Below are 23,429 nucleotides of genomic sequence, written 5' to 3' on the forward strand. Positions count from 1 at the left end.
TTTCGTTATATTGCCTTCATGAATACCGCATTTGAACCAACCGTTACTTTCGCCGCGGCATTAGATCAGCAAGACGTGCTCGCCGGCTTCAAATCCCGATTCCACTTCCCGCAACACGCAGGGAAAGACGCTATTTATTTCTGCGGAAACTCCCTCGGCCTGCAAGCCAGGTCTGTCGCCGGCGCCATTGAACAGGAACTGGAAGATTGGCGGAACCTGGCGGTGGAAGGGTATTTCCGCGCCAAAAATCCCTGGCTTTTCTATCATGCCAATTTCAGCGAAACTTTATCCGGCATGATGGGCTGCTCGCCCGAAGAAGTGACGGTCATGAACACGCTCACCGTCAACCTGCACCTCATCCTCCAGAGCTTCTACCGCCCAACGAAAGAGCGGTACCGCATCGTGATGGAAGCCGGGGCGTTCCCGTCCGACCAATACGCCCTCGAAACGCTGGTCCGCCTCCATGGCCTGGACCCCGACGATGCCCTTGTGGAAATTTCGCCGCGGGAAGGGGAGAAGCTCCTCCGCACGGAAGACATCCTCGACGTGATCGCCCGCCAGGGCAATAGCCTGGCGCTCGTGCTCATGGGCGGCATCAATTATTACACTGGCCAGTTTTACGATATGCCCGCCATTACCGCCGCCGCGCAACGGCAGGGCGCCTTTGCCGGGTGGGACCTGGCCCATGTGGCCGGCAATATTCCCCTCCGGCTCCACGATTGGAACGTGGATTTTGCGGTATGGTGCTCCTATAAATACCTGAACGGCGGCCCCGGCGCGGCCGGCGGGCTTTTCGTGCATGAAAGGCACGGCAGCGATCCCGCTTTTCCACGTCTCGGCGGCTGGTGGGGGAACGATGAAAAAACGAGGTTTAAGATGGAAAAGGGCTTCGTCCCGAAACCCGGTGCGGCCGGCTGGCAGATCAGTACCGCACAGGTTTTCAACATGGTGGCGCTGAAAGCTTCGCTGGAACTGTTCAGGGAAGCGGGGATCGAAGCGTTGCGGGCCAAAAGCCTCCGGCTCACGGCCTACCTGGAGTTCCTGCTGGGCCAGGCTTCACTGCCCTGCGAGATCATCACCCCGGCCGATCCGCTGCAAAGAGGCGCGCAGTTGTCGCTGTATTTCCCGAAAGACGGGAAGGCGATCCACGCGCGCATGATGGAAAACGGGATCATCTGCGATTACCGCGAGCCCGGCGTGATCCGCCTGGCGCCCGCGCCGCTGTATTGCTCCTATTCAGATGTGCTCCGGTTCCACGACGTTTTAAAATCATTCGCATGAGTACTTCCATCAAAAACTGGCTCGCCCTTGGCGATTCGTACACTATCGGCGAAGGCGTTCCGCTGTTCGAGAGCTTTCCGTACCAGGCGCTCCAGCTCCTGCGCGCGGCCGGCATGCAGGTACAGGCGCCGGAGATCGTCGCGAAAACGGGGTGGACCACCGGTGAGTTGATCCATCACCTGCAACACAACACCCGGCTGCTGCCGGCGTACGATTTCGTGTCGCTGCTGATCGGGGTGAACAACCAGTACCGCGGGCTGCCGGAAACGGAATATGCGCAGGAATTCGAATGGCTGGCAAACCGGGCGCTGGAGCTTGCAGGCGGTGGAAAAATAGTGGTGGTGAGCATCCCGGATTGGGGCGTGACGCCCTTCGCCGCGGGGCGCGATACGGATACCATTTGCAACCAGATCGACGAGTTCAACGGCATCAGCCGCGAAATCAGCGGAAAACTGGGCATACCTTATATTAATATCACGGAAAGTTACCGGCTTACCGGCGGCCGGCCGGAAAGCGTGGTGGAAGACAAACTGCACCCTTCCGGGGCCGTGTACGCAGGGTGGGCGGAAAAAGTGGCCGCCGCCTTCGGGAATGGATAATCCGCAGCAACACAATACTTTTTATATGATGAATCCCTGCCCTCCGCGGCAGGGATTTTGATTCAATGAGAATTATCCTACATTTGCACCCCTGACCCGCCGGCAACATCCGGGAAGGTCACTTTTTGCGGATCCCTGTACGAAACAGCCATTGGGCGCAATACAGGGTTTACTATCTTTATGAAGTACTTTAACCTTTATTAAAACTGTTTATGCAATTTCTGGATTTTGAAAAGCCGATTGCGGATCTGTACGAACAACTGGAAAAACTGAGGGAAAACGGGGAGAAGTCCGGCGTGGACGTTTCCGCTACCGTGAAAGAGTACGAGCAGAAAATCATCGACACCAAGCAACAGGTCTATAACAATCTCTCCAGCTGGCAGAAAGTGCAGCTGAGCCGCCATCCCGAAAGGCCGTACACATTGGAGTACATCGAAAGAATGACGGAAAACTTCGTGGAGCTGCATGGCGACCGCAATGTGAAAGACGACAAGGCGATGGTTGGCGGATTTGCGGAAATCGGCGGTGAAACTGCGATGTTCATCGGCCAGCAGAAAGGCGTGAATACTAAGATGCGGCAGATCCGCAACTTCGGTATGGCCAACCCTGAAGGTTACCGCAAAGCCCTCCGGCTCATGAAGCTGGCGGAGCGTTTCAACAAGCCCATCATCACCCTCATCGATACCCCGGGCGCATATCCCGGCCTGGAAGCGGAAGAGCGCGGACAAGGCGAAGCGATCGCCCGTAACCTGTTCGAAATGGTGAAGCTCCGCGTTCCCGTGATCTGCGTGATCATCGGCGAAGGCGCATCCGGCGGCGCGCTGGGCATCGGCATCGGCGACCGTATCTTCATGCTCGAAAACAGCTGGTACACCGTAATCTCCCCCGAAAACTGCTCCACCATCCTCTGGAGAAGCTGGAATTTCAAGGAAAAAGCGGCGGAAGAGCTCAAGCTCACTTCCGGGTACATGAGCCAGTTCGGACTGGTAGACGGGGTGATCCCCGAACCCGTGGGCGGCGCACATTCCAACCACGAAGAAATGGCCGAGATCCTGAAGAAACGCCTCATCGAAACCCTGGCCGAATTGAAAAAGATCGACCCGGACACGCGCATCGAACAACGGATCGATAAATTTTCCAATATGGGCTTCTTCGAAGAACGTTGATCAAAATTGACATTCGTCCGGCAAAAAAGAGCGCAGCTGTATTGCGGGTATCAATCCAATTGACAATCTTTGCATTTTCTAAGGCAGCACTGCGGCCATTGACCATTTGAAATATGTTACAGGAACAATTAAGGGGCACCGGCGTGGCATTGGTGACACCGTTCACCGCCAGCGAAGCGATTGACTGGAATGCCCTCGAAAGGCTTATCGATCATGTGATCACCGGGGGCGTAGACTACGTCGTGACCCTCGGCACTACCGGGGAAACACCCACACTTTCCTCCGAAGAAAAACTCGACCTGATCCGCTTTACCTTCGAAAAGGTGAAGAAGCGCGTGCCCGTAGTGGTGGGCGTTGGCGATTATAACACCGCCGATGTCGTGAAGCGACTGGCATCCTGCCCGCTCGACGAAGCCGCCGCCATCCTCAGCGTGGCGCCTTATTACAGCAAACCCACGCAGGAAGGCATCTTCCAGCACTATAAGGCCATCGCCGCCGCATCTCCCAAACCCATCATCCTGTACAACGTTCCCGGCCGCACCGGCCGTAACATGACGGCAGAAACCACCCTGCGCATCGCGCACGAAGTGGAAAACGTCATCGCCATGAAAGAAGCATCGGGCGATATGCTGCAATGCATGCAGATCATCCGCGACAAACCGAAAGGCTTCCTGGTGATCAGTGGAGACGATGGCGTTGCCATGCCGCAGCTGGCCTGTGGAATGGACGGCGTAATCTCCGTGGCTGCGAACTACTTCGCGAAAGACTTCCCCGCGATGGTGAAAGCCGCGCTGGCAGGAGATTTCGAAACGGCCCGCAACCTGCACTACCGCATGCTCGAAGGCTTCGATCTCATGTTCGCGGAAAACAATCCCGCCGGCATCAAGGCGTTCCTGCACCAGGCCGGCCTCATGGAAAACGTGTTCCGCCTGCCGGTAATCCCCGCCACGGAAGCGCTCCAGCAACAGATCAAAAAGTATCTCTCCGCATACTAACCCGGTTTCACCGGAAAGCGGAAGGGCTGACGGCCGGTTTTTATACCAGGCGTCAGCCCTTTTTGTTTTGCGGCATGTGCGTAGCGGCCGGATGGCGCAAAAAAGGGCGCCCTTGCCAGGCGCCCAGGGGGTATAGGGTTGAACAGGATAATCAACTAAAAAGCAAACCCAACGGTAAGTCCGAGCCCGCGAACGCCGAGGAAAGGCATCTTGATGTCTGCCCGCACCCCGTCGTTGCGCACATCGGCTTTGATGTTTTTTTCACTTCCGCCGAGGTCTATCAGGTCTTCCAGGTCGGCCTTCAGTTCGGCACGGTCTGCTTCGTCGAGATCGCTGAGGTCGGTAAGCCCTTCCACCTTACCTGTCATTTTGCCGTAATGGGCGCCGATGATGTAGAGGTCAATCACCACGCGCTTGGCGATCATGAACTGTCCGCCCATGATCACACCGCCGCCAAAGCCTTTGGTATGGCCGTTGAGGGGCACGAGGGTGGTGGAGCCGTCCGGTTTTTCGTAATCGTAGGGGTAATCGTACTTGAATTTGCTGTAACGGCCGTAGATGCCGCCGTAAAAGCCCCTGGCGCCGGGGCGCTTCCCGGTGTAAATGCGGAATTCCGCCGTGAGGGCGCCGCCGCTCATCTGCAACTTATCGAGCTGGCTTTGCAGATCGTCTTCCCCGTCTTCCTTGATCTGGTCCATCACGTTTTCGCCGAGCATGCTCTTGGTAAGGGCGCTTTTCGGCATGTAACGGTACCCCAGCGATGCGGAGATCTTGCGGGTCAGCATGCGCTCGTAGGTAAGGCTGTAGTTGTTGAGGGTAAGGCTGGAAAGATTGGTTTTCAGGATGTTGGAATACATCGGGAGGTTGCGTAACCGCTCTTTCCGGGATGGGGGCGTTTCAATGGTACTGTCGACAGGTGCTCCGGTCTGCTGCGCCATGGCCGCAGTGCCGAGGCAAAGGGCTGCGACGAGGGTAAGTGCTGCGTGTTTCATGTTATAGGAAAAATATTTAATGCATAAAGATAAATGCATGCTTTTTCCCCTGCAATACACCATTTTAGGTATTGCTTTTATAAATAAATTATATTTTAATTAAGGATTATATGATGTAGGTCGCCCCTTCGAGCGCGAGTTCCGTATTGGGGAAAACGGGGATGCACTCGTCGAGGAAAGGTTGCAGTTCTGTGTATTTGGAAGAAAAATGCCCGATCAGGAGCCGCCGGGCGCCCGCCATTCCGGCGAGGGTAGCGGCCTGGACGGTGGTGCTGTGGTACCGGTCGGCCGCGCGCTGGCGGAGATCGTCGAGGTAAGTGGTTTCGTGGTACATGAGGTCGGCATCCTGCAGCCAGGGCACCAGTTCTTCGTCGTAAATGCTGTCTGCGCAATAAACATACCGCCGGGCGGGGTTCGGGGGCAGCGTCACCCAGTCGTTTTTTACGATGGTCCCGTCTTTCCTGATATAATCTTCGCCGTCGGCCAGGTGGGAGAAGAAGGCAGACGGGATTTCGTAGGCGCGGGTTTGTTCGGGTATAATGCGGCGCTTGCGGCGCTGTACGCTGAAAGCAAAGCCATAGCAGGGGATGCGGTGGCGGGTAGGGAAGCAGGACACTTCCATGTCTTTGTCCTGGAAAAGCACGCCTGCCGACTCCGGCGTCAGCGGCTGGAACTGCAGCTCGAAACGCAGGGTGGTGGCGGCGTGGCGGAGTTGCAGCTCGAGGATGTCCCACAGGCCCGGCGGACCGAATACCGTCAGCGGTTCGATGCGGCCGAGGAGGCTCATACTGTTGATGAGGCCGATCAGGCCGAAATAATGATCGCCATGCAGGTGGCTGATGAAGATGTAACGGATTTTTCCGCGGCGCACCTTGTATTTGGCGAGCTGCGTTTGTGTGCCCTCACCGCAGTCGATCAGCATGAGCTGATCGTTATACGTGAGCACCTGTGCGGTGGGGTGCCGCTCCGGGGTGGGTATCGCCGAGTTGTTGCCGAGGATGGTGACCGCAAACATGAGCCAGTAGTTAAAATTTATTCGTCGCCGAGATCCAGTTCGCGTTCCAGGTCTTCCATCATCACCATATCGATGGCTTCGGATTCGGTGGGCACGATATTGAGCATTTCGGGGTGTAGTTCCGAGAGCTCGGCTGTTAAAACCTTGTTAAGTCCGGTTACGGCGGCGGAAAGGCCATGGTCGTACCGGTGCTGATACACTGTAAAAATGGCTTCCAGCGCCCGTGCATCGGCAGATTGCAGGGAATGCAGGTCCAGCACGAGGTTGAGGCCGGTCAGTTCGGGGATGCCGAGCACTTCCTTTTCGAGTTCCGCAGCCATTTTGGCATCCAGCGCGGCTTCTTCCAGCCTAAAAATCAGTATTTTCTCTTTGGTATCAATTTTGAATTGCATACGGCGGATGTTATCAATCACAAACATTATAAAAAAAGGATTCGGCAAAAAGGAAACCCGTCGAAGAACGTACCTGGAGAAGTAAATAACACCCAATCGTCAACATCCCTCTTCTCGTAGATATATTCAGCAAACAAGGCCCTTCAGCGCAAAAGTAAATCTTAACCAATAATGTGCAAGGATAAAAAGTAAATCCAATTTAATTTGGTAATATTGTATAAGCATGCCCCCGTAAGGGTTTAACAAAATCAACAAACAATGGATCAGAATTTTTCACCGCAAGTAAAGGAGATCATTACGTTCAGTAGGGAGGAGGCTTTGCGACTGGGTAATGATTTCATCGGTACGGAACACCTGCTGCTGGGTATTATTCGTGAAGGTGAGGGAACGGCTGTAAAAATCCTACAGGCGCTGAACGTTGATCTGTATGAGTTACGCAAGGAAGTGGAGTTGGCGATAAAAGACAAGACAGGCAAAAACATTGCGAACATCAACAGTCTTCCCCTGACCCGCCAGGCAGAGAAAGTGATCCGGGTAACCGTGCTGGAAGCAAAGGCGCTGAAGAGTCCCACCGTGGAAACAGAGCACCTCATGCTATCCATCCTCAAGAATAAAGAAAACGTTTGTACGCAAATCCTTCAACAATTTGACGTGGACTACGATACTTTTAAAAACGAACTGGGCTTCGTAAAATCTGCCGATCCGAAAGCAGAATTCGATGACCCCGGAGAAGAGGAGTTCGAAGACGAACGCAAAAGTTATGCTTCCAAACAGAAGCAGACCAACACCAAGTCGAAAACTCCCGTTCTCGATAACTTCGGCCGTGATATCACCAAACTGGCCGAAAGCGGCAGCCTCGATCCGATCGTGGGCCGCGAAGCGGAAATCGAACGCGTTTCGCAGATCCTTTCCCGCCGTAAAAAGAACAACCCCATCCTGATCGGTGAGCCCGGTGTAGGTAAAACTGCCATCGTGGAAGGCCTCGCCCTCCGCATCGTGCAGCGCAAGGTTTCCCGCGTGCTGTTCGACAAGCGCGTGGTTAGCCTCGACCTCGCCGCCCTCGTGGCCGGTACCAAATACCGCGGCCAGTTCGAGGAAAGGATGAAGGCGATCATGAACGAGCTGGAAAAGAACCGCGACGTAATCCTGTTCATCGATGAGATTCACACCATCGTTGGCGCAGGCGGCGCTTCCGGTTCGCTGGACGCTTCCAACATCTTCAAGCCCGCCCTCGCAAGAGGCGAGCTCCAGTGCATCGGCGCCTCCACTTTGGATGAATACCGCATGTACATCGAGAAAGATGGCGCCCTCGACCGCCGGTTCCAGAAGGTAATGGTTGATCCCCCCTCCGTGGAGGAAACCATCCAGATCCTCAACAACATCAAACCGCGCTACGAGGAATACCATAACGTGTCTTACACTGACGACGCCATCGACGCATGCGTGAAACTCAGCGACCGTTATATGACCGACCGCCTGCTGCCCGACAAGGCCATCGACGTGCTCGATGAAGTTGGCGCCCGCGTCCATCTCAAAAACATCAACGTTCCGCAAAATATCCTCGACCTCGAAAAACAGATCGAAGACATCAAGCAGGAAAAGAATAAAGTCGTGAAGAGCCAGCGCTTCGAAGAAGCCGCCGCCCTCCGCGATACCGAAAAGAAACTCGGCGAAGACCTCGAAAAGGCCAAAGCCGTGTGGGAAGAAGAAGTAAAACACAAACGCTACCCGATCGATGAAGAAGCGATCGCCGAAGTGGTGAGCATGATGACCGGCATCCCCGTAAAACGGATGGTGCAGGCCGAAAACGAAAAGCTCCGCCGCATGGGCGAAGACCTCAAATCCGCCGTGGTGGGTCAGGCCGAAGCCATTTCCAAAGTCACGAAAGCCATCCAGCGTAACCGCGTTGGCCTGAAAGACCCGAAGAAACCCATCGGTACCTTCATCTTCCTGGGCCCCACCGGTGTCGGTAAAACCGAGCTGGCAAAAGCCCTCGCCCGGTATATGTTCGACTCGGAAGACGCGCTCATCCGTATCGATATGTCCGAATACATGGAGAAATTCTCCGTAAGCCGCCTCATCGGCGCGCCTCCGGGATATGTTGGGTACGAAGAAGGTGGCCAGCTCACCGAAAAAGTACGCCGCAAACCGTACTCGGTGATCCTGCTCGACGAAATCGAGAAAGCCCATCCGGATATCTATAATATCCTGCTGCAGGTGCTCGACGATGGTATTCTGACAGACGGCCTGGGCCGGAAGGTGGACTTTAAGAACACGCTCATCATCATGACCTCCAACATCGGGGTGCGCCAGTTGAAAGACTTCGGTGCAGGCGTGGGCTTCTCTACCGGCGCCCGTGTGGTGAACGAAGAAGAGAACACCAAAGCGGTGATCGAAAAAGCCCTGAAACGGACGTTCTCTCCCGAGTTCCTCAACCGTATCGATGATGTGATCATCTTCAACTCGCTCAGCAAGGAAGATATCTACACCATTATCGATATCACGATGAAAGGGGTGCTCGTTCGCCTGCAGAACCTGGGCTTCAGCCTGGAACTGACAGACGAGGCGAAAGGGTTCCTGGCCGAGAAAGGGTACGATCAGCAGTTTGGCGCCCGTCCGCTCCACAGGGCCATCCAGAAATACCTGGAAGATCCCCTGGCGGAAGAGATCCTCAACATGAATATCCACAACGGGGATATCCTCATCGCAGATCTCGACAAGGAAAACCAGAAACTGGTGTTCTCCCTGAAGAACCCCTCCAAAAGCAAATCGGAGAAATCCGAAGCGTAAACCGTAAAACAGATCAATCGATCATACAGCTGCCGGCGATGAGCCGGCAGCTTTTTTTATGCACAATTTTTCAGTGATTATCAATTCTATATATGTTTTCCCGATCATATTACATATTGATTAAATAAAAAACATGATTGAAATGATATATTAATCAAAATTTATATGTAACATTGCGGAAGATTAGCATGCGCCCGTAAAATGGGTCGGGGCAGAACAGTAATTATTAAAGGACTTGGTTTTCAATTCATCTCTATAAACGCATATTTTTTAACCTTTTACCTATGAAGAAGTCGTTACGCATAGCGGGTGTATTCCTCGCGTTATTTTTCTCTTACGACGGCGTGAAGGCACAGGTCAAGATCGGGGGAGACCCGGCGGTAGTAGACGCTAACGCCATTCTTGAACTGGAGAGCGCCAGGAAGGGCCTTTTGCTGCCCCGCCTCAATAAAACCGGATATGAGCTCCTCGTTAGCCGCAACCCGACACCGGGTATGGTGGTGTATGTAAACGATGGCACTGCCGATTCGAGAGGTGTCGGTTTCTACGTGAAAACCGCAGACGGCAACACCAAAGCCGCGTGGACCAAAATGGCCGGCGACGCGGGCGGCGCCGGGCCCTGGAAACTGACCGGCAACGACGTGAGCGCCGGCGATTGGCTCGGTACCACCAACGCCTTTCCGCTGCTCTTCAAAGCCAATAACAATGAAGTAATGCGGTTCGATCCCACCACCGGCAACATCACCATTCCCTACGCGAACGTCCCCGACGCCGCGGCCAGCTCCAACCAGGTGGTGATCATCGGAACAGACGGCCTCATCCAGAAAAAAGACCTTTCGCTCACTTCCGTAACCGGCGTAAACGGCCTGCAGGGCAACCTGACGATGAGCGTTTCTCCGGCAACCACCAATAACATCGCAGAACTGGTGATCACCGGCGCTTCCAAAACGCTGGACGTGAAACTGCCGATCATGATCGGCGGCACCACACAGCAATACGGTTTCATGACGATCGATGACTGGAAGAAACTCCAGGCCATCACTTCTGTAGACGGTATTTCAGTAGGTAATATCGTGTCCGACGGTACCGCTACCGAACAGGGCGCGCGCATCGTTCGCCTGACCGGGGCCGACGAAGGCAAACTGGTACTGCATATGATCGAAGCGTCTGCAACGGCGGCTGGTGTTGTGAGCACGGGCGCACAGGTTTTCGCTGGTGCAAAAACCTTTAACAACGCCGCTACGTTCAAGAACACCGTAACTACAGAAGGCGCGGCTACTTTCAAAAACACCGCTGCTTTCGAAAAGGCAGCCACTTTCGCTGAAACCGTAGCCATCACCGGCAACACCACTGTAGGCGGTACCTTAACCGTAACCGGCGATGCAACATTAAATGGTAACACGATCGTAGACAAGTCGCTTTCCTTTAACAATCCGACGCCTTTCAGCACCGCGGTCCCAGCTACATATTATATGGCCGTTCTGAACGACCAGGCCGGCTATGCGCTGGAAACGGTTGAAATCCCCGCGCACCGCCTCAATGGCATTTCCAAGATCAACGTCGGCGCGGCATCCGTAGAAGCTGATCCCACTGACGGCCACATCAACCTCATCGCAGATAAAACCGGCACCGGCTTCGCCATCGAAACGGCTCCGAACACCATCACCATTAAACTCCCCGACGCAAGCGCCACCGCAAATGGTACCGTAACAACGGAAACACAATCCTTCAAAGGTCAGAAAACCATCCTCGATACCCTGAACATCGGCGGTAACGCAGTGGTAGGTTCCAAAGTGAACATCAACGGCTCCATGTCCGTTCCCTTCCGGATCCTCACCCCCGGCGACCATACGCTTGGCATCGACGACTATATGGTGGTGGCGAAATGCGCCTCCAGCGGTACAGGTGCGGTAGGTGAAGTAGAACCTATTTCTACGATCACCCTTCCTGCAGCAGCCAACGCGAAAAACCGCGTTTACATGATCCGCCGCGAACAGCGTATCGCCGACGAGATCGCACAGCTGCACATCGTTGCCAGCGGCGGACAGATCAGCGGCCGCGCATCCGTGATCATCAGCGAGCCCGGGTTTACTGTAACCGTAGTGTCTGACGGTACTACCTGGTACATGGTTTCCCGCTCTGTAATGTAATAGATTTTCGATTGAAAGGAACGGCGGTAAACGCGCCGCCGTTCCTTTATAATCCAACAATCCCCCGCTATGAAATTTTCCTTCTCTCTTTGCAGCATCACCGCATCCATCTTCCTTTCCGCCCTTTTCTCGGGGCAGGATGCAAAGGCTCAGCTTAAACTCGGCGGCAACACGAGCATCATCCGTGGAGACGCCCTCCTTGAAATGGAAAGCTCCCGCAAAGGCCTGCTGCTGCCCCGCGTCAATGCAACGGCGCTCACCAAAGCCCCGCTAGACACAGCCGCTGCGGGCATGATGATCTACAACACCACCGACAACAAAGTATACATCCGCTCCAGTGGCACCTGGAAACCCGTAAGCGACGCCGCTTCCACGGGTTGGAACCTGACCGGCAATTCCACCATTAACCCCGCATTGAACTTTTTGGGCACTACAGATGCCCGGCCGCTCATTTTCAAAACCAATGCCACCGAATACGCACGGATCACGGAAACGGGAAAGATGGGCGTAGGCACGTTGTACCCGAATTCCGCTTTGCATGTCAACGGTTCTACCGCCACCAATGTGGCCGTGGCCACGGGGAACTTCGCCATGGCGGATTCCAACAGCGTCGTGATCATGAACAACACGGCAGATGCCAATTTTGCGTTACAAAATCCTGCTAACTATAAAGGCCGCGCTATTGAAGTGGTGGCGTACGGCACAGCGAACGTAAACTTCACGGGTTTTAATATTCGTGCACAAAATGCCGCCAACCCTACTATTTCATTGACTCCGGGCTATAGTCTCCGTCTTGTCAGCGATGGAACCAGCTGGGTGATTTCCGGCAAACAGCGAAGCGGTCTGCCTTTATATATGGCTACTACGACCGGCGCAGGTGAAGGTGAAGTTGTCCGCGATTACAATGGATATGTCAGCAAAGGAAATGGTGTATTCCAGACAGACGTGCAGGCGGTACCGTTAAATCCAATCCCCAATGAAGGCGCCTGGTTCAGCATGATGCTGCAAACCGTTGGTGGCGGATATTTCGGGCAATTCAACCTGAACGATCATAATGCCTATTTCCGGGGGAATGAAGTTGCGAATCTGGGCACCTCGGTATGGCAGAAATTCATCAGCCACCCGGCTACCGTCCAGTTTAACGCTCAAAGCACCGGAACAGACAGTTTGAATTTCAATATGACCAATAACCGGAACGTCATATTTAGTACCAACAATACGCCACGCATGCGGCTTACTGGTGATGGCACAACGCGGCTGCACACTGCAGTTGCTACCAATATCAAACTGGTAACTACAACGCCTTACAACGTGGATCCAACAGATTATACGATCGTTGCAAGAGTCACTGGTGGCAATAACCCTGATATTACGATCAACTTGCCAGATGCTTCTACAACACCCGGACGAATTTTGATAATTCGTGGCCTTGTGCAAGGAACCGGGACAGCACCGGACATCATTATTCACCCAACATCGGGCGATTCAATTAACATGACGACCGGTGACCTCACCTTTCAAGCTTCTAACAGTAGAACTGCTACACTCAATTCCATAATGCTCCAGGCGTTGGATGACAATAACTGGGTCATAATCAGCCGATAGAATCACTCGCATATGAAATGCTTCTCGACCATACTCGCATTTTCCTTCCTGCCTTTCCTCGCGAAAGCGCAACAGGCGGCCGTGTACATCGCGCCGGGAGAGCGTTTGCAGGTAAACCCGGGAGAAAATTTCAGCGTTTACGGCAACATGGTGAATAACGGCGCCCTCGGCTCCGGCAACAATGCATCCATCTATTTCTTCGGGAAATCGTGGAGCAACGGCGCAGGCGCTTCCCTGCCCGACGAAAGCGTCAACGGCATCACAGGCAAGGGCGGCATGTTCCGGTTTTACGGAAACAATCCCCTGTACGGCAACCAGGGCTCGCAACAGGTTTTCGGTGGATATAACGCCGTAAGCCGCCTCGGTGCCACTTTTCCCAATATCGACATCAATAATCCACTGGGGCTGATCATGTCTGACCTGACAGACCTCAAGATCCGCAATACTCTCAATTTCACCGCCGGCCACCTCTTCCTCAACGGCTGGAACCTCGTGATCGGGAACGGCAATCCCGGACAGATAACAGGTTACAGCGAACAGGCCTTCATCGTGACCGGCACCGCCATCGCAGGAGGGTTCCTCTTCCGCGAACAGGTAAAAGGCGCAGACGGAAAGGTCGTTTTCCCCATCGGCTCATCCCCGGCGGGTTATGCCCCCTTCCAGATCGAATACAGCGGCCCGGCCGATGATTTCCGCGCCCGCGTGTTCGACAGCGTGTACCAATACGCCATTTCAGGCCTCGTCAATAAACTGGACTTCACCAACAAAACCTGGAACATCGCCCGCGGGCGGACAGACGAGTCCGACACGCGCCTCACCATCCAGCACATGGATGCCGACGAAGGCCGCGAATACAGCGCCTGGCGATCCTCTTCCTACGTTTCCCGCTATCTCAACAACGCCTGGGACAATGTGGAGCCGGAATCCTTTCCCACAGCGGGCAACATCACCACTACCGGCACACTGCGAAATGCCACGATGCACGTGCGCCGCTTCAACAAAGGCATCCGCAACAACGAATACTTCACCAAAGCCTCGATACTGTACGGCCCATACGCGCCGGCCGTTTTCATCGTGTTTAACGCCTACCGCATCAACGAATCGCTCGTGCAGCTGGAGTGGTCGGTTGCCCGCGAACTGAACAACGAAAAATTCATCATCGAGCGGCGGCTGGATAAAGACACGGGTTTCGTGAAAGTAGGGGAGGTCTTTTCCATGGCCCCCAACGGCAATTCCACCACCCGGCTCGATTATAAGTACGTAGACCCCAACGGCCATGACGGCTGGAGTTACTACCGCATCCGCGCCGTATCGCGCAATGGCGGCCGCGAAAGCGTGACGGAAATCCGCGAAGTGCCGCCGTTCCTCCGTCTCGACGTGTTCCCCAATCCCAACTTCGGGAACTTCCAGGTGAGGGTGCGCGGCCTGCAATCCAAGCTCCTCATGCAGATCGTAAGCAGCGTGGGGCAGGTGATGGAACAATACCACATTGAAGGAGAACGGACGATTTACGTGAACAACCTGGCGAAAGGGACCTATGTGCTGGTGTTTTACGACCGGCAGACAGGCCGGCTGGTGCGGACCTTCAAGATCGTGGTGCTGGAGCGATAGGCAACAAAATCCTTGTTAAATTCCCGGAATTGCAGCAAATTTGCAGTGTCTGATTACCCAACACTGCACACGCTTAAAAATACCGGGCTTTGAAAAAGATCATCATCACGATTGACGGATATTCCTCCTGCGGGAAAAGCACGCTGGCCAAACAACTGGCGGCGAAGCTGAATTATCTGTATATCGACAGCGGTGCCATGTACCGCGCGATCACCCTGTATTTCATTCAGCAACGTGTGGACTGGGCAGACACTTACCAGGTGAAAACCGCCCTGGAAAGTATCCAGCTCGAATTCGTCTACAACCAGCTGACCGGCCAGAGCGATATGTACCTCAACGAAGAGAACGTAGAGCCCATGATCCGGGAGATGGTAGTGGCGGAAAAAGTGAGCGAGGTGGCGGCGGTCCGCGAAGTGCGGGAATTTGCCGTTGCCCAGCAGCAGCAAATGGGCGCCGCGAAAGGGATCGTGATGGATGGTAGGGATATCGGCACCGTGGTGTTCCCCCATGCGGAACTGAAAATCTTCATGACGGCAGACCCTGCCGTGCGCGTGCAACGCCGGTTCAAGGAACTCTACGCCAAGAACCCCAACATCTCGCTCCACGAAGTCAAAGAAAACCTCGAGCTCCGCGATTATATCGACTCCAACCGCGCCGTTAGCCCCCTCCGCAAAGCAGACGACGCCATCATCCTCGATAACAGCAACCTCACGATGGATGAACAGCTCGATCTCGTGTCGCAATGGGTCGAAGACGCGATCATGGCACATTCCTCCTGATTTTTTTTGTATATCAAAAAAACGTTATTACCTTTAGGTAACGATACTATACCTCCTTAACCTCATCCTCCGAAATTCCTGCATAATTAATGGTCTTGGCGTCATTTTCCCAATTGGGATCATGAACATTGTATGCCGCCCGATATTTGGACCTGTGACTTTATTCCTGGAAAAAAACCTGCTACTTTGTTGCCAGTCAACCTGTTGACTCATGTTCCCGGACGCCGCGCTGCGCCGCCGGCAACATGCCATCGCAGCAATCAGCGGTTTTTGTGATTGTCCAAAGGCTTTGAGCCATATCCGGACTGCATCCAGTTAAAAGACCATGCTATTAACCGTATAGTAATGAACGCTGAAATATATTTCGCGCCGCCATGCCCATCTGGCTGGCCGGCTTGTAAAATCAATGTGGACCGGTGGCGATACCCGCCCCGATTCATATTTTCAGTAGGTGTATTCGGTTAATAGGAAAGGGGCGAATTCTTTCGCCCCTTCACTTTTTCTGGAAGGTTCGGGATATCGCAATTATACTTTAACTTGTGGAAGCTGTTTGCACCTTTAAGCATGTTTCTCAATAGGTTCATCGTCCTGCTCTCACTGCAGCTATATTTCATGGCAAGTGCCTCGGCACAGGATTCCGTGCGGGTTTTCCGCACCCTTGACTCCATCCGCGCCCTGCACGACGATACTGCCAAAGTGAACGCCTACCTGGCCAAATCCAGGTCCATGTACCGGTATTTCGACCAGTCGGGGCGGGATAACCCCTTCCTCCAGGAAGCCCTGGCCCTTTCCGGCCGCCTCCGATACCCGAAAGGCCAGGCCGAAGCGTATAACGACATCGGCACCTCCCGCCGCAACAAATCCCTGTACATCCTCGCCACAGAATACCACGAAAAAGCCCTTAAAGCCGCGATCGAAAGTAAAAACGAACGCCTCATCGCCACCTCGCACAACAACGTGGGCGTCGACTACCGCCGCCGCGAAATGCTCGAAAAAGCCTTCGAACACCACTTCCAGGCCCTGAAAATCGCCGAAAGGATCAACGAGACCCGGTCGCTGACGGTCGCCATCAACTCCATCGGCAATATTTACCTCTCAGACGCCAAATACGACGCCGCCATCCGCGAATTCACCCGCGCGCTCGACCTCGAACAGAAATCCGACAATCCGCTCGGCGTAGCCATCAACCTCGGCAACCTCGGATATGCGTACGAAGGGCTCAACCAGCTCGATAAAGCCATCGATTTCTACGAACGCTCCCTGGCCGTAAACCAACAGCTGAACAATCATACCGGCATGGCCATCTGCTACACCTGCCTCGGCACGGCCTGGCAGAAAAAGGGCAACAACGCCGCCGCCATGACCTACCTGCAAAAAGCGCTCACGGCCAACGAACAGGTGGAAGACAAAGTGCACCTGGCCGAAAATTACCTCTCCATCGGCCGCCTCCTCAACGACGAAGGCAAGCTCCCCGAAGCCCGTAAATACATCCAGCAGGCGCTGGACATGGGGCATACCTGGACGTTCAATTACATCCTCCAGGAAGGGTACAAGGCCATGGCCGACAATTACAAACGCGCCGGCGAATTCGCCAAATCCCTCGATAATACGCAGCTTGCGCTCCAGTATAAGGACAGTATCCTCGAAGAGCGCACCAGCACGGAGTTTGCGCAGATGAAAGCCCTGCACGAAGTGCATCAGAAAGACAATCGCATCAAAGAACTGCAGAAAGACCAGGAGATCAACCAGCTCCGCATCCGCCGGAACCTGGCGCTCGTGATCGCCCTGGCGGGGTTCCTGTTCATGCTCATCGTTGGCGGGTTCTTCTATATCCGCCACCGCAACCTCCAGGCCAACCGCCAAACGCTCCAGCTCGAGCTGCGGTCGCTACGGTCGCAGATGAACCCGCATTTCATCTTCAATTCCCTCAACTCCATCCATCGCTACATCTGGAGCAATAACCAGGAAGAAGCGTCGGAATACCTCACGAAGTTTTCCAAGCTCATGCGCATGATCCTCGACAACAGCCAGCACACCTTCATCCCGCTCAACAAGGAGCTGGATTCCCTGCGGCTGTACCTCGATCTGGAAGCACTGCGTTGCAACCATATGTTTGATTATCATATTTTCGTGGACGATGAGATCAATGAAGAGGAAGTCCTCATCCCGCCCATGATCATCCAGCCATATGTGGAAAACGCCATCTGGCATGGGTTAGTGCACAGATCGGAAAAGGGGCGGCTGGATATAGAAGTAGGTTTGAAGGGAAGGATTCTGGAAGTGACGGTGACGGATAACGGGATCGGGCGGAAGCTGGCGATGGAAATCCGGGAGAAGAAAGACAGGCTCCACAATTCCATGGGAATGAAAGTTACAGAAGGGCGGATCGCCCTCATCCGGAAAATCAATAATACCAAAGACGCGAACGTGGAAATCACCGACCTTCACGGGCCGGAAGGGGAGGCAGCAGGCACGAAGGTACGCATCGTGCTGCCCGCGGAGTTTCTATTTTAACTGCATAAACATTCCTACATGAGCGAAATCAGGACCATAATTGTAGACGACGAACAGCATTGCATCGAGGCATTGCATACGATGTTGACCAAGAAATGTCCGGACGTTACGGTGCTCGCCGGCGTGAAAAGTGTACAGGAAGCCCGCAACGTGATCGACGAGCTGCACCCCGACCTGGTGTTCCTCGATGTGGAAATGCCCCATCAAAACGGTTTCGAGCTGCTCAAGCAATTCGACCGTATCCCCTTCGACGTGATCTTTACCACCGCTTACGAACAATACGCCCTCAAAGCGATCAAGTTCAACGCGCTCGACTATCTCCTCAAACCCTTCAGCATCCAGGAGCTGCAGGAGGCGCTGCGCAAGTTCCACGAGCGCCGGCAAAACCGGCCGGAACCAGGCATGGCACCGCTGGAAATGTTTTTGCAGAACATGAAAACCCTCCAGCAAACGAACAAAAAGATAGCACTCCCGACCATCAACGGCCTGGTGTTTATGCCCGTCCAGCAAATCGTCCGCTGCGAATCCACCGGAAACTACACCAAGATTTTCTTCACCGACCGCAAGCAACTCCTCGTTTCCAAACCACTCAAGGAATTCGAGGAACTGCTCACCGACGTGGATTTCTTCCGCGTCCACAATTCCCATCTTATCAACCTCCAGCAAATGGACAGCTACATCCAGGGTGAAGGCGGATTTGCGCTCATGAGCGATGGTACGCAGGTGGAAGTGTCCCGCAGACGCAAAGCGGAGTTCCTGCGCAAGGCCATGCACTTTTAAGTCGTTTTATCTTCCAATTTTCACTTTTCAGCCGCCAGTTATGCGGTTATGGATACCGGATATTAATTCCCGGTTGCGGGCGTATGTGCGCGATAGTACTTTTGTACCAGCATTAATCACCATGTTTGTTACCAGGCCCCAAAATTAATTTTCTCTGCATTACTAGCGTTTGATTACCCCCAAAGAAAAAAAGCACCGTTCGGCGGTGCTTTTTTCGTTTATCCAATATTTTGTTGGTCAGTAAGGTTGTCTAATTAAGACCAGGCCGCGGCGGTTTCGTCGACCAGGTGCTCCAGTCCATAAAACCCCGCCAGCTTGCGGATCACCCCTTCCACGATGGCATCCGGGCAGGAAGCGCCGCTCGTCAGCAGGAGCGTGACTTTCTCTTTCGAAGGCAGGAAACCGGTGCTGCGGAGCTCCTCGTGGCGATGGAAATCGTAATGCAGCAGTTCGTTTTGCGAGATGAGTTTTTCTTCGGAAGAAATGAAGAACGTAGGCAGCTGCGCTTCGCACAGCTCCACGAGGTGCGAAGTGTTCGAGCTGTTGTACCCGCCTACCACGATGGCAAGGTCTGCCGGCTCGTTGAGCATGCCGGTAACGGCGGTCTGGTTATCGTTGGTAGCGTAGCAAAGCGTGTCGCGCGTGTCGGCGAAACGCTCGGCGATGCGCTCGTCGGGCAACTGGTAATGTTCCTGGATGGCCTGGCGCACGTAATCGGCGATGGCCTGCGTTTCGGAAGCCAGCATGGTGGTCTGGTTCACCACGCCCACGCGCTGGAGATGTTGGGTAACGTCGAACCCTTCGCTGTATTGGCCTTTGAACTCTTCGTAGAAGTTTTCCGCCGGAATTTCTTCCCGGATGTAAGCGGCGAGGCGATGCGTCTGCGCCATGTCTTTCACCACTACCGTTGGCGTATGCGAGCGGCTGTGGGAGAACGTGGCCCGGGTTTCCTCATGCTTCGGCTTGCCGTGAACGATCACCGTGTAGGCTTTCTGGCCGATCTGCTCGGCCTTGTTCCACACACGTTCCACGAAGGGGCAGGTAGTGTTGTATTTCAGGGGCGCGATACCGAGGGATTCCAGCCGCGATTCGATCTCCAGCGTGGTGCCGAAAGCGGGGATGATCACGATATCGTCAGACTGTAAAGATTCCCAGGGAATGAGCTGCTTGCCGGAAGTGTCCATGAGAAATTGGACCCCGCGCAGCAGCAGGTCGCTGTTGACCTGGGGGTTGTGGATCATTTCGCTCAGCAGGAATATCCGCTTCCCTTCATTTTCGTCCACCGTCCGGAAGGCGATCTCGATGGCATTTTCTACGCCGTAACAAAACCCGAAATGCCGGGCCAGCAAAATCGTAAGCGGCCCAAATTCCAGCCGGGTAGGCGTAAAGTCTTTCTTCATGCGGTCGTCCTGTTTCCGTTGCTGTTTGATGGCAGAAATCAGCGGACTGCGGTATATGATCGGTACGTTGAATGTTTTCATGGCTTGACGATAGGCAAAGATAGGCATTTCGCCGCTGGATTTCCGATCATGACCTGACGGTCGACAGACAATTCCCGCCGGGCCGCCGCCGTTTTTCTCCCTTCGCCGTCTTTTATCGGCCAATACTATGATCCGGCGAACGGGGGGCGTATATTGTAACCACTTTTTATTGTTACTGAATATTTGTATGATGATAAACTTTCACAGCCTCCTGGCCTTACCGCTGGCAGGCCTCCTGCACCTGCACGCAGCTGCCGGCCCCGCGCCGGTAGCCGATACTTCGGAAGTGACGCTTTCCGGCAGCGGTTATCTTTATCCCGCCGGTAACCGCGAAGCCGGCCGCATCGGGCGCAGCGGGCTCACGGGTTGGAAAAGCGCCGACGCATATGTCAAAACATTTTTCGTGGCGGATAAAACGGGGGAATTGAACATCGCGCTGAAGATGGAAGCCGCCCATCCCGTAAAACTCAACATCAGCTTCGGCGGAAAAACGAAAACGGTGGACTGCGCGCCAACATCCGGCGTCGCCATCATCCCCGCCGCCACTTTCCGGGTCACGAAAACCGGCTACCAGGAAGTGACCATCGCCGCGGCCGGCAAATCCGCCGCCCACCTGCCCGCCATCCGCTCGCTCCTCCTTTCCGGCGAAGCCGCCTCTGCCATCCGCGCCAATAACAGCCAGTACCGCGGCGCTCCGGCCACGCACCTCGCGTACCCGGTGCCGAAAGACACGCTCGTGGAATGGTTCTACAACGAAATTTCCGTGCCCGAAAACGCCCAGCCCCTTTATGCTTATTATATGGTCAACGGCTGGAATGGCGGCTACTTCGGCATCCAGATCAATTCGCCCACCGAGCGCCGTGTGCTGTTCTCGGTCTGGAGCGCGTTCCATACAGACGATCCCAAACAGATCCCGGAAGCTTACCGCGTGAAACTCCTGAAAAAAGGCGCCGGTGTGGTCATCAACGATTTCGGGAACGAAGGGTCTGGCGGACAAAGCTTCTGGCGCTTCCCCTGGAAAGCCGAAACCACGTATAAACTCCTGTTGCACGCCAAGCCCTCGGGCGACAATACCACCTATTCCGCCTGGTTCTTCGACCCGGCCACGGATAAATGGAAGTTCATGGCCACCTGGGACAAGCCCAAATCCGGCGGCAAATACCTCAGTGGTTTATATTCCTTCGTGGAAAACTTCGGCGCCAACGGCAACGATCTTTTCAGGGCACGGTACGGCAACCAATGGGTGCGCACGGCCGCCGGCAACTGGCTGGAGCTGACGCAATCGCGCTTTTCCACCACGGCCGATCCCGAAAAGCACCCGCGCTTCGACATCGGCGCCGGCCTCGAAAACGGCTGGTTCTACATGTTCTCCGGCGGTTTCCGCGAACTGGGTACCACCCGCAAGGGCGACGTGCTCACGCGGCCGGCTACGGGCCGCGCGCCGCAGATCGACCTGGAGCGGTTGCCCACAGAATAAGTTTTGGATTTTACGTTTACTGATAAATGATCTGAACAAGGGTCCCGGTTCTCCGGGGCCTTTTTTATTTCACGCAGCGCCCCAGTGCTTCCTGTAGCATCCCGAAGCTGATGGGCTTCTGGAGGAAAGCGGTGGCGCCCGCTTCCATGAGGAGCTGGCGGGTAGATTGATAGGCGTCTGCCGTAGCCATGATCACCGGGATGTGCTTGAGGCTGGCTTCCTCGCGGACTTTCACCAGCACTTCTTTCCCGTCCATCACCGGCATATGGTAATCGAGGATGATGACGTCCGGGCTCGTATGTTCCGCCTGGCGGTAGGCTTCTTCGCCATTCACGGCCATCGACACGCGGCAGCCCATCCGGCGGAGGAATTGCGCGAGCAGCAGGTTGTTCATGTCGTTGTCGTCTGCGATGAGCACATGCAGGTTGAGCGGCGCGCCGTTGCTGCCGGCGTCGGGAACGAGATTGGGGCTGGGGCCGGGTTCTGCAGGAATGAGCGGGAGCGAAACGATGAAAGTGGTACGTTCGCCCGGTTGATTTTCCACGTCGATCCGGCCGCCCATGGAAAGGGTTTTGGCGCGGGTGATGAAAAGCCCGAGCCCGGTGCCTTCCACCGCCAGGTTGCCTTCGGTGACGAATGGTTCGAAAACGTGTTCGATCCGGTCGTCCGGAATGCCGCGCCCCGCGTTGCTGACGCGGATTTCCCAGCGGTTGTCGGCCGTTCCCCGTACAAACACCGTCACGATGCTGTTGCGGTCGGCGAACTGGATGGCGTGGGAGAGGAGATTGCTGGTGATGACGTGCAGTTTGGCCGGGTCGGCGGATATGAACGGCGGCATGTTTTCCATGTCGAAATCCAGCGAAACGCTGCTGTACTGCGCCACAACGCCGTGTAGTTCCACGATTTGGGAAAAGAAGGATCGCGGCGCTATGGGAACGGCTTTCAGCTCGTCGTGCCGCCCGGATTCCTTCCTGGCCAGTTGCAAAACGTTGCCGAGAATATTATCGGCGTTGTTGCCGGCCGCGAGGAGGTGATCGGTTAACGCGGAGATGCGGCGTGCGTCGGGTTTGTAAGTCAGTTCCCTTTTGATGAGCTGCCCTGCGAGCATTACGGCGTTGAGCGGTGTGCGGAGCTCGTGGGTGACCTGGTAGAGGAATATCCGGCGGAAATCGCTGCTGCGCACGTAATGCCGGCCGGTGAGCACGATCAGCAACAGCATGCCGGCCATGGAGCACCAGCGGAAGAAGAAGGCGGTTTGCCCGTCGAGATAAATGAATTGTCCGACATGGAAGTAATGCCCGGCTTCGAGGGCCACCAGTACGGTGAGCGCGGTGAGGAGGCAGAACCTGCGGATGCGGGATTTGTTGAAGATGAGGAAAGTGACGGCGATGAGGAACACGACCATGAGCTGCAGCAGGAGCACGTCTCCCAGGGCGAGACCGAAGTACAGAACGGCGGCGCACTGGTTGAGGAAGGTGACGAGGGCGGCGGTGGTGTGTTTGTTGAGGTAATTTAAATAAAGGGCTGAGGCGGCGATGATGCATTCCGCGAGCGCAGGAAATACGATATAGGGGTTGCCGGTCAGCAAATAAAAGATCGGGCCGATGACCAGTACCAGCGTACTAAGTGCGATGCTGAGACTGTTGACGAGGACTACGCTCTGGATCGCGGATTCCTCATGAAGCCCTTTGGTCCCCGTTTTGATGACGGAAGTAATCTTTTTGCCGGCCCAACGGACAATGGAGTGGACGGACATGGGACGCGGGATTTTACATACCCAATGTACGTATCTCCACGGATCG

At 54.8% G+C, this 23,429-nt stretch carries 17 protein-coding genes; 12 read left to right on the forward strand and 5 right to left on the reverse strand.

Annotation, left to right across the window (positions count from 1 at the left end; translation table 11 throughout):
• The first annotated feature begins 18 nt into the window (after positions 1–18).
• From kynU to dapA, 4 genes are all read left to right on the forward strand, one after another.
• Entirely contained in the window at positions 19–1,281 is a 1,263-nt protein-coding gene (kynU, locus tag WJU22_RS10335) for a kynureninase (RefSeq protein WP_341843160.1), read from the forward strand.
• Positions 1,278–1,880, forward strand: coding sequence for an SGNH/GDSL hydrolase family protein (locus tag WJU22_RS10340; protein WP_341843161.1), 603 nt, complete (start codon positions 1,278–1,280; stop codon positions 1,878–1,880). The genes kynU and WJU22_RS10340 overlap by 4 nt, the downstream gene beginning before the upstream one ends.
• A gap of 212 nt (positions 1,881–2,092) precedes the next feature.
• Entirely contained in the window at positions 2,093–3,046 is a 954-nt protein-coding gene (locus tag WJU22_RS10345) for an acetyl-CoA carboxylase carboxyltransferase subunit alpha (RefSeq protein ID WP_341843162.1), read from the forward strand.
• Between the two features lie 113 nt (positions 3,047–3,159).
• Positions 3,160–4,041 carry a 4-hydroxy-tetrahydrodipicolinate synthase gene (gene dapA, locus WJU22_RS10350; RefSeq protein WP_341843163.1) on the forward strand — a complete coding sequence of 294 codons (882 nt, stop codon included), beginning with the start codon at positions 3,160–3,162 and terminating at the stop codon, positions 4,039–4,041.
• A gap of 155 nt (positions 4,042–4,196) precedes the next feature.
• Here dapA and WJU22_RS10355 read toward each other — a convergent pair whose 3' ends face one another.
• The 3 genes from WJU22_RS10355 to WJU22_RS10365 form a co-directional block, all read right to left on the reverse strand.
• Complete coding sequence (locus tag WJU22_RS10355) at positions 4,197–5,033, reverse strand: hypothetical protein (RefSeq protein ID WP_341843164.1); 837 nt, start codon at positions 5,031–5,033, stop codon at positions 4,197–4,199.
• A gap of 106 nt (positions 5,034–5,139) precedes the next feature.
• Entirely contained in the window at positions 5,140–6,048 is a 909-nt protein-coding gene (locus WJU22_RS10360) for a ribonuclease Z (protein ID WP_341843165.1), read from the reverse strand.
• A gap of 17 nt (positions 6,049–6,065) precedes the next feature.
• Entirely contained in the window at positions 6,066–6,440 is a 375-nt protein-coding gene (locus tag WJU22_RS10365; RefSeq protein WP_341843166.1) for an STAS domain-containing protein, read from the reverse strand.
• A 258-nt stretch (positions 6,441–6,698) separates the two neighbouring features.
• Between WJU22_RS10365 and WJU22_RS10370 the strand changes: the two genes are divergently transcribed.
• The 7 genes from WJU22_RS10370 to WJU22_RS10400 all read left to right on the forward strand — a co-directional run bounded on the left by WJU22_RS10370 (position 6,699) and on the right by WJU22_RS10400 (position 18,669).
• Entirely contained in the window at positions 6,699–9,230 is a 2,532-nt protein-coding gene (locus WJU22_RS10370; RefSeq protein WP_341843167.1) for an ATP-dependent Clp protease ATP-binding subunit, read from the forward strand.
• 284 nt (positions 9,231–9,514) lie between these two features.
• Positions 9,515–11,380 (forward strand): hypothetical protein, encoded by a 1,866-nt coding sequence (locus WJU22_RS10375; RefSeq protein WP_341843168.1) that lies wholly within the window; start codon positions 9,515–9,517, stop codon positions 11,378–11,380.
• Between the two features lie 69 nt (positions 11,381–11,449).
• The gene (locus WJU22_RS10380) at positions 11,450–12,985 is read left to right on the forward strand and encodes a hypothetical protein (RefSeq protein ID WP_341843169.1); all 1,536 of its coding nucleotides are present in this window, start codon (positions 11,450–11,452) and stop codon (positions 12,983–12,985) included.
• Between the two features lie 12 nt (positions 12,986–12,997).
• Entirely contained in the window at positions 12,998–14,596 is a 1,599-nt protein-coding gene (locus WJU22_RS10385; protein WP_341843170.1) for a T9SS type A sorting domain-containing protein, read from the forward strand.
• An 89-nt stretch (positions 14,597–14,685) separates the two neighbouring features.
• Positions 14,686–15,375: a (d)CMP kinase gene (gene cmk, locus WJU22_RS10390; RefSeq protein WP_341843171.1), complete on the forward strand. Its 690-nt coding sequence runs from the start codon at positions 14,686–14,688 to the stop codon at positions 15,373–15,375.
• Positions 15,376–15,987: 612 nt separating this feature from the next.
• Entirely contained in the window at positions 15,988–17,889 is a 1,902-nt protein-coding gene (locus WJU22_RS10395) for a tetratricopeptide repeat-containing sensor histidine kinase (RefSeq protein WP_341843172.1), read from the forward strand.
• Positions 17,890–17,907: 18 nt separating this feature from the next.
• The gene (locus WJU22_RS10400; protein ID WP_341843173.1) at positions 17,908–18,669 is read left to right on the forward strand and encodes a LytTR family DNA-binding domain-containing protein; all 762 of its coding nucleotides are present in this window, start codon (positions 17,908–17,910) and stop codon (positions 18,667–18,669) included.
• 254 nt (positions 18,670–18,923) lie between these two features.
• Here WJU22_RS10400 and WJU22_RS10405 read toward each other — a convergent pair whose 3' ends face one another.
• Positions 18,924–20,150 (reverse strand): 4-hydroxy-3-methylbut-2-enyl diphosphate reductase, encoded by a 1,227-nt coding sequence (locus WJU22_RS10405; protein WP_341843174.1) that lies wholly within the window; start codon positions 20,148–20,150, stop codon positions 18,924–18,926.
• Between the two features lie 187 nt (positions 20,151–20,337).
• Between WJU22_RS10405 and WJU22_RS10410 the strand changes: the two genes are divergently transcribed.
• Positions 20,338–21,627 carry a DUF3472 domain-containing protein gene (locus WJU22_RS10410; protein WP_341843175.1) on the forward strand — a complete coding sequence of 430 codons (1,290 nt, stop codon included), beginning with the start codon at positions 20,338–20,340 and terminating at the stop codon, positions 21,625–21,627.
• A gap of 64 nt (positions 21,628–21,691) precedes the next feature.
• Here WJU22_RS10410 and WJU22_RS10415 read toward each other — a convergent pair whose 3' ends face one another.
• Positions 21,692–23,383: a hybrid sensor histidine kinase/response regulator gene (locus tag WJU22_RS10415; protein WP_341843176.1), complete on the reverse strand. Its 1,692-nt coding sequence runs from the start codon at positions 23,381–23,383 to the stop codon at positions 21,692–21,694.
• Between the last annotated feature and the right edge of the window lie 46 nt (positions 23,384–23,429).

The sequence above is a fragment of the Chitinophaga caseinilytica genome (assembly GCF_038396765.1).
Classification (GTDB): domain Bacteria; phylum Bacteroidota; class Bacteroidia; order Chitinophagales; family Chitinophagaceae; genus Chitinophaga; species Chitinophaga caseinilytica.

Bases quoted from the DNA above. Each gene is read 5' to 3' on its own strand.
- kynU (WP_341843160.1), top strand. From the start codon at position 19: ATGAATACCGCATTTGAACCAACCGTTACTTTCGCCGCGGCATTAGAT.
- WJU22_RS10340 (WP_341843161.1), top strand. From the start codon at position 1,278: ATGAGTACTTCCATCAAAAACTGGCTCGCCCTTGGCGATTCGTACACT.
- WJU22_RS10345 (WP_341843162.1), top strand. From the start codon at position 2,093: ATGCAATTTCTGGATTTTGAAAAGCCGATTGCGGATCTGTACGAACAA.
- dapA (WP_341843163.1), top strand. From the start codon at position 3,160: ATGTTACAGGAACAATTAAGGGGCACCGGCGTGGCATTGGTGACACCG.
- WJU22_RS10355 (WP_341843164.1), bottom strand. From the start codon at position 5,033: ATGAAACACGCAGCACTTACCCTCGTCGCAGCCCTTTGCCTCGGCACT.
- WJU22_RS10360 (WP_341843165.1), bottom strand. From the start codon at position 6,048: ATGTTTGCGGTCACCATCCTCGGCAACAACTCGGCGATACCCACCCCG.
- WJU22_RS10365 (WP_341843166.1), bottom strand. From the start codon at position 6,440: ATGCAATTCAAAATTGATACCAAAGAGAAAATACTGATTTTTAGGCTG.
- WJU22_RS10370 (WP_341843167.1), top strand. From the start codon at position 6,699: ATGGATCAGAATTTTTCACCGCAAGTAAAGGAGATCATTACGTTCAGT.
- WJU22_RS10375 (WP_341843168.1), top strand. From the start codon at position 9,515: ATGAAGAAGTCGTTACGCATAGCGGGTGTATTCCTCGCGTTATTTTTC.
- WJU22_RS10380 (WP_341843169.1), top strand. From the start codon at position 11,450: ATGAAATTTTCCTTCTCTCTTTGCAGCATCACCGCATCCATCTTCCTT.
- WJU22_RS10385 (WP_341843170.1), top strand. From the start codon at position 12,998: ATGAAATGCTTCTCGACCATACTCGCATTTTCCTTCCTGCCTTTCCTC.
- WJU22_RS10395 (WP_341843172.1), top strand. From the start codon at position 15,988: ATGGCAAGTGCCTCGGCACAGGATTCCGTGCGGGTTTTCCGCACCCTT.
- WJU22_RS10400 (WP_341843173.1), top strand. From the start codon at position 17,908: ATGAGCGAAATCAGGACCATAATTGTAGACGACGAACAGCATTGCATC.
- WJU22_RS10405 (WP_341843174.1), bottom strand. From the start codon at position 20,150: ATGAAAACATTCAACGTACCGATCATATACCGCAGTCCGCTGATTTCT.
- WJU22_RS10410 (WP_341843175.1), top strand. From the start codon at position 20,338: ATGATGATAAACTTTCACAGCCTCCTGGCCTTACCGCTGGCAGGCCTC.
- WJU22_RS10415 (WP_341843176.1), bottom strand. From the start codon at position 23,383: ATGTCCGTCCACTCCATTGTCCGTTGGGCCGGCAAAAAGATTACTTCC.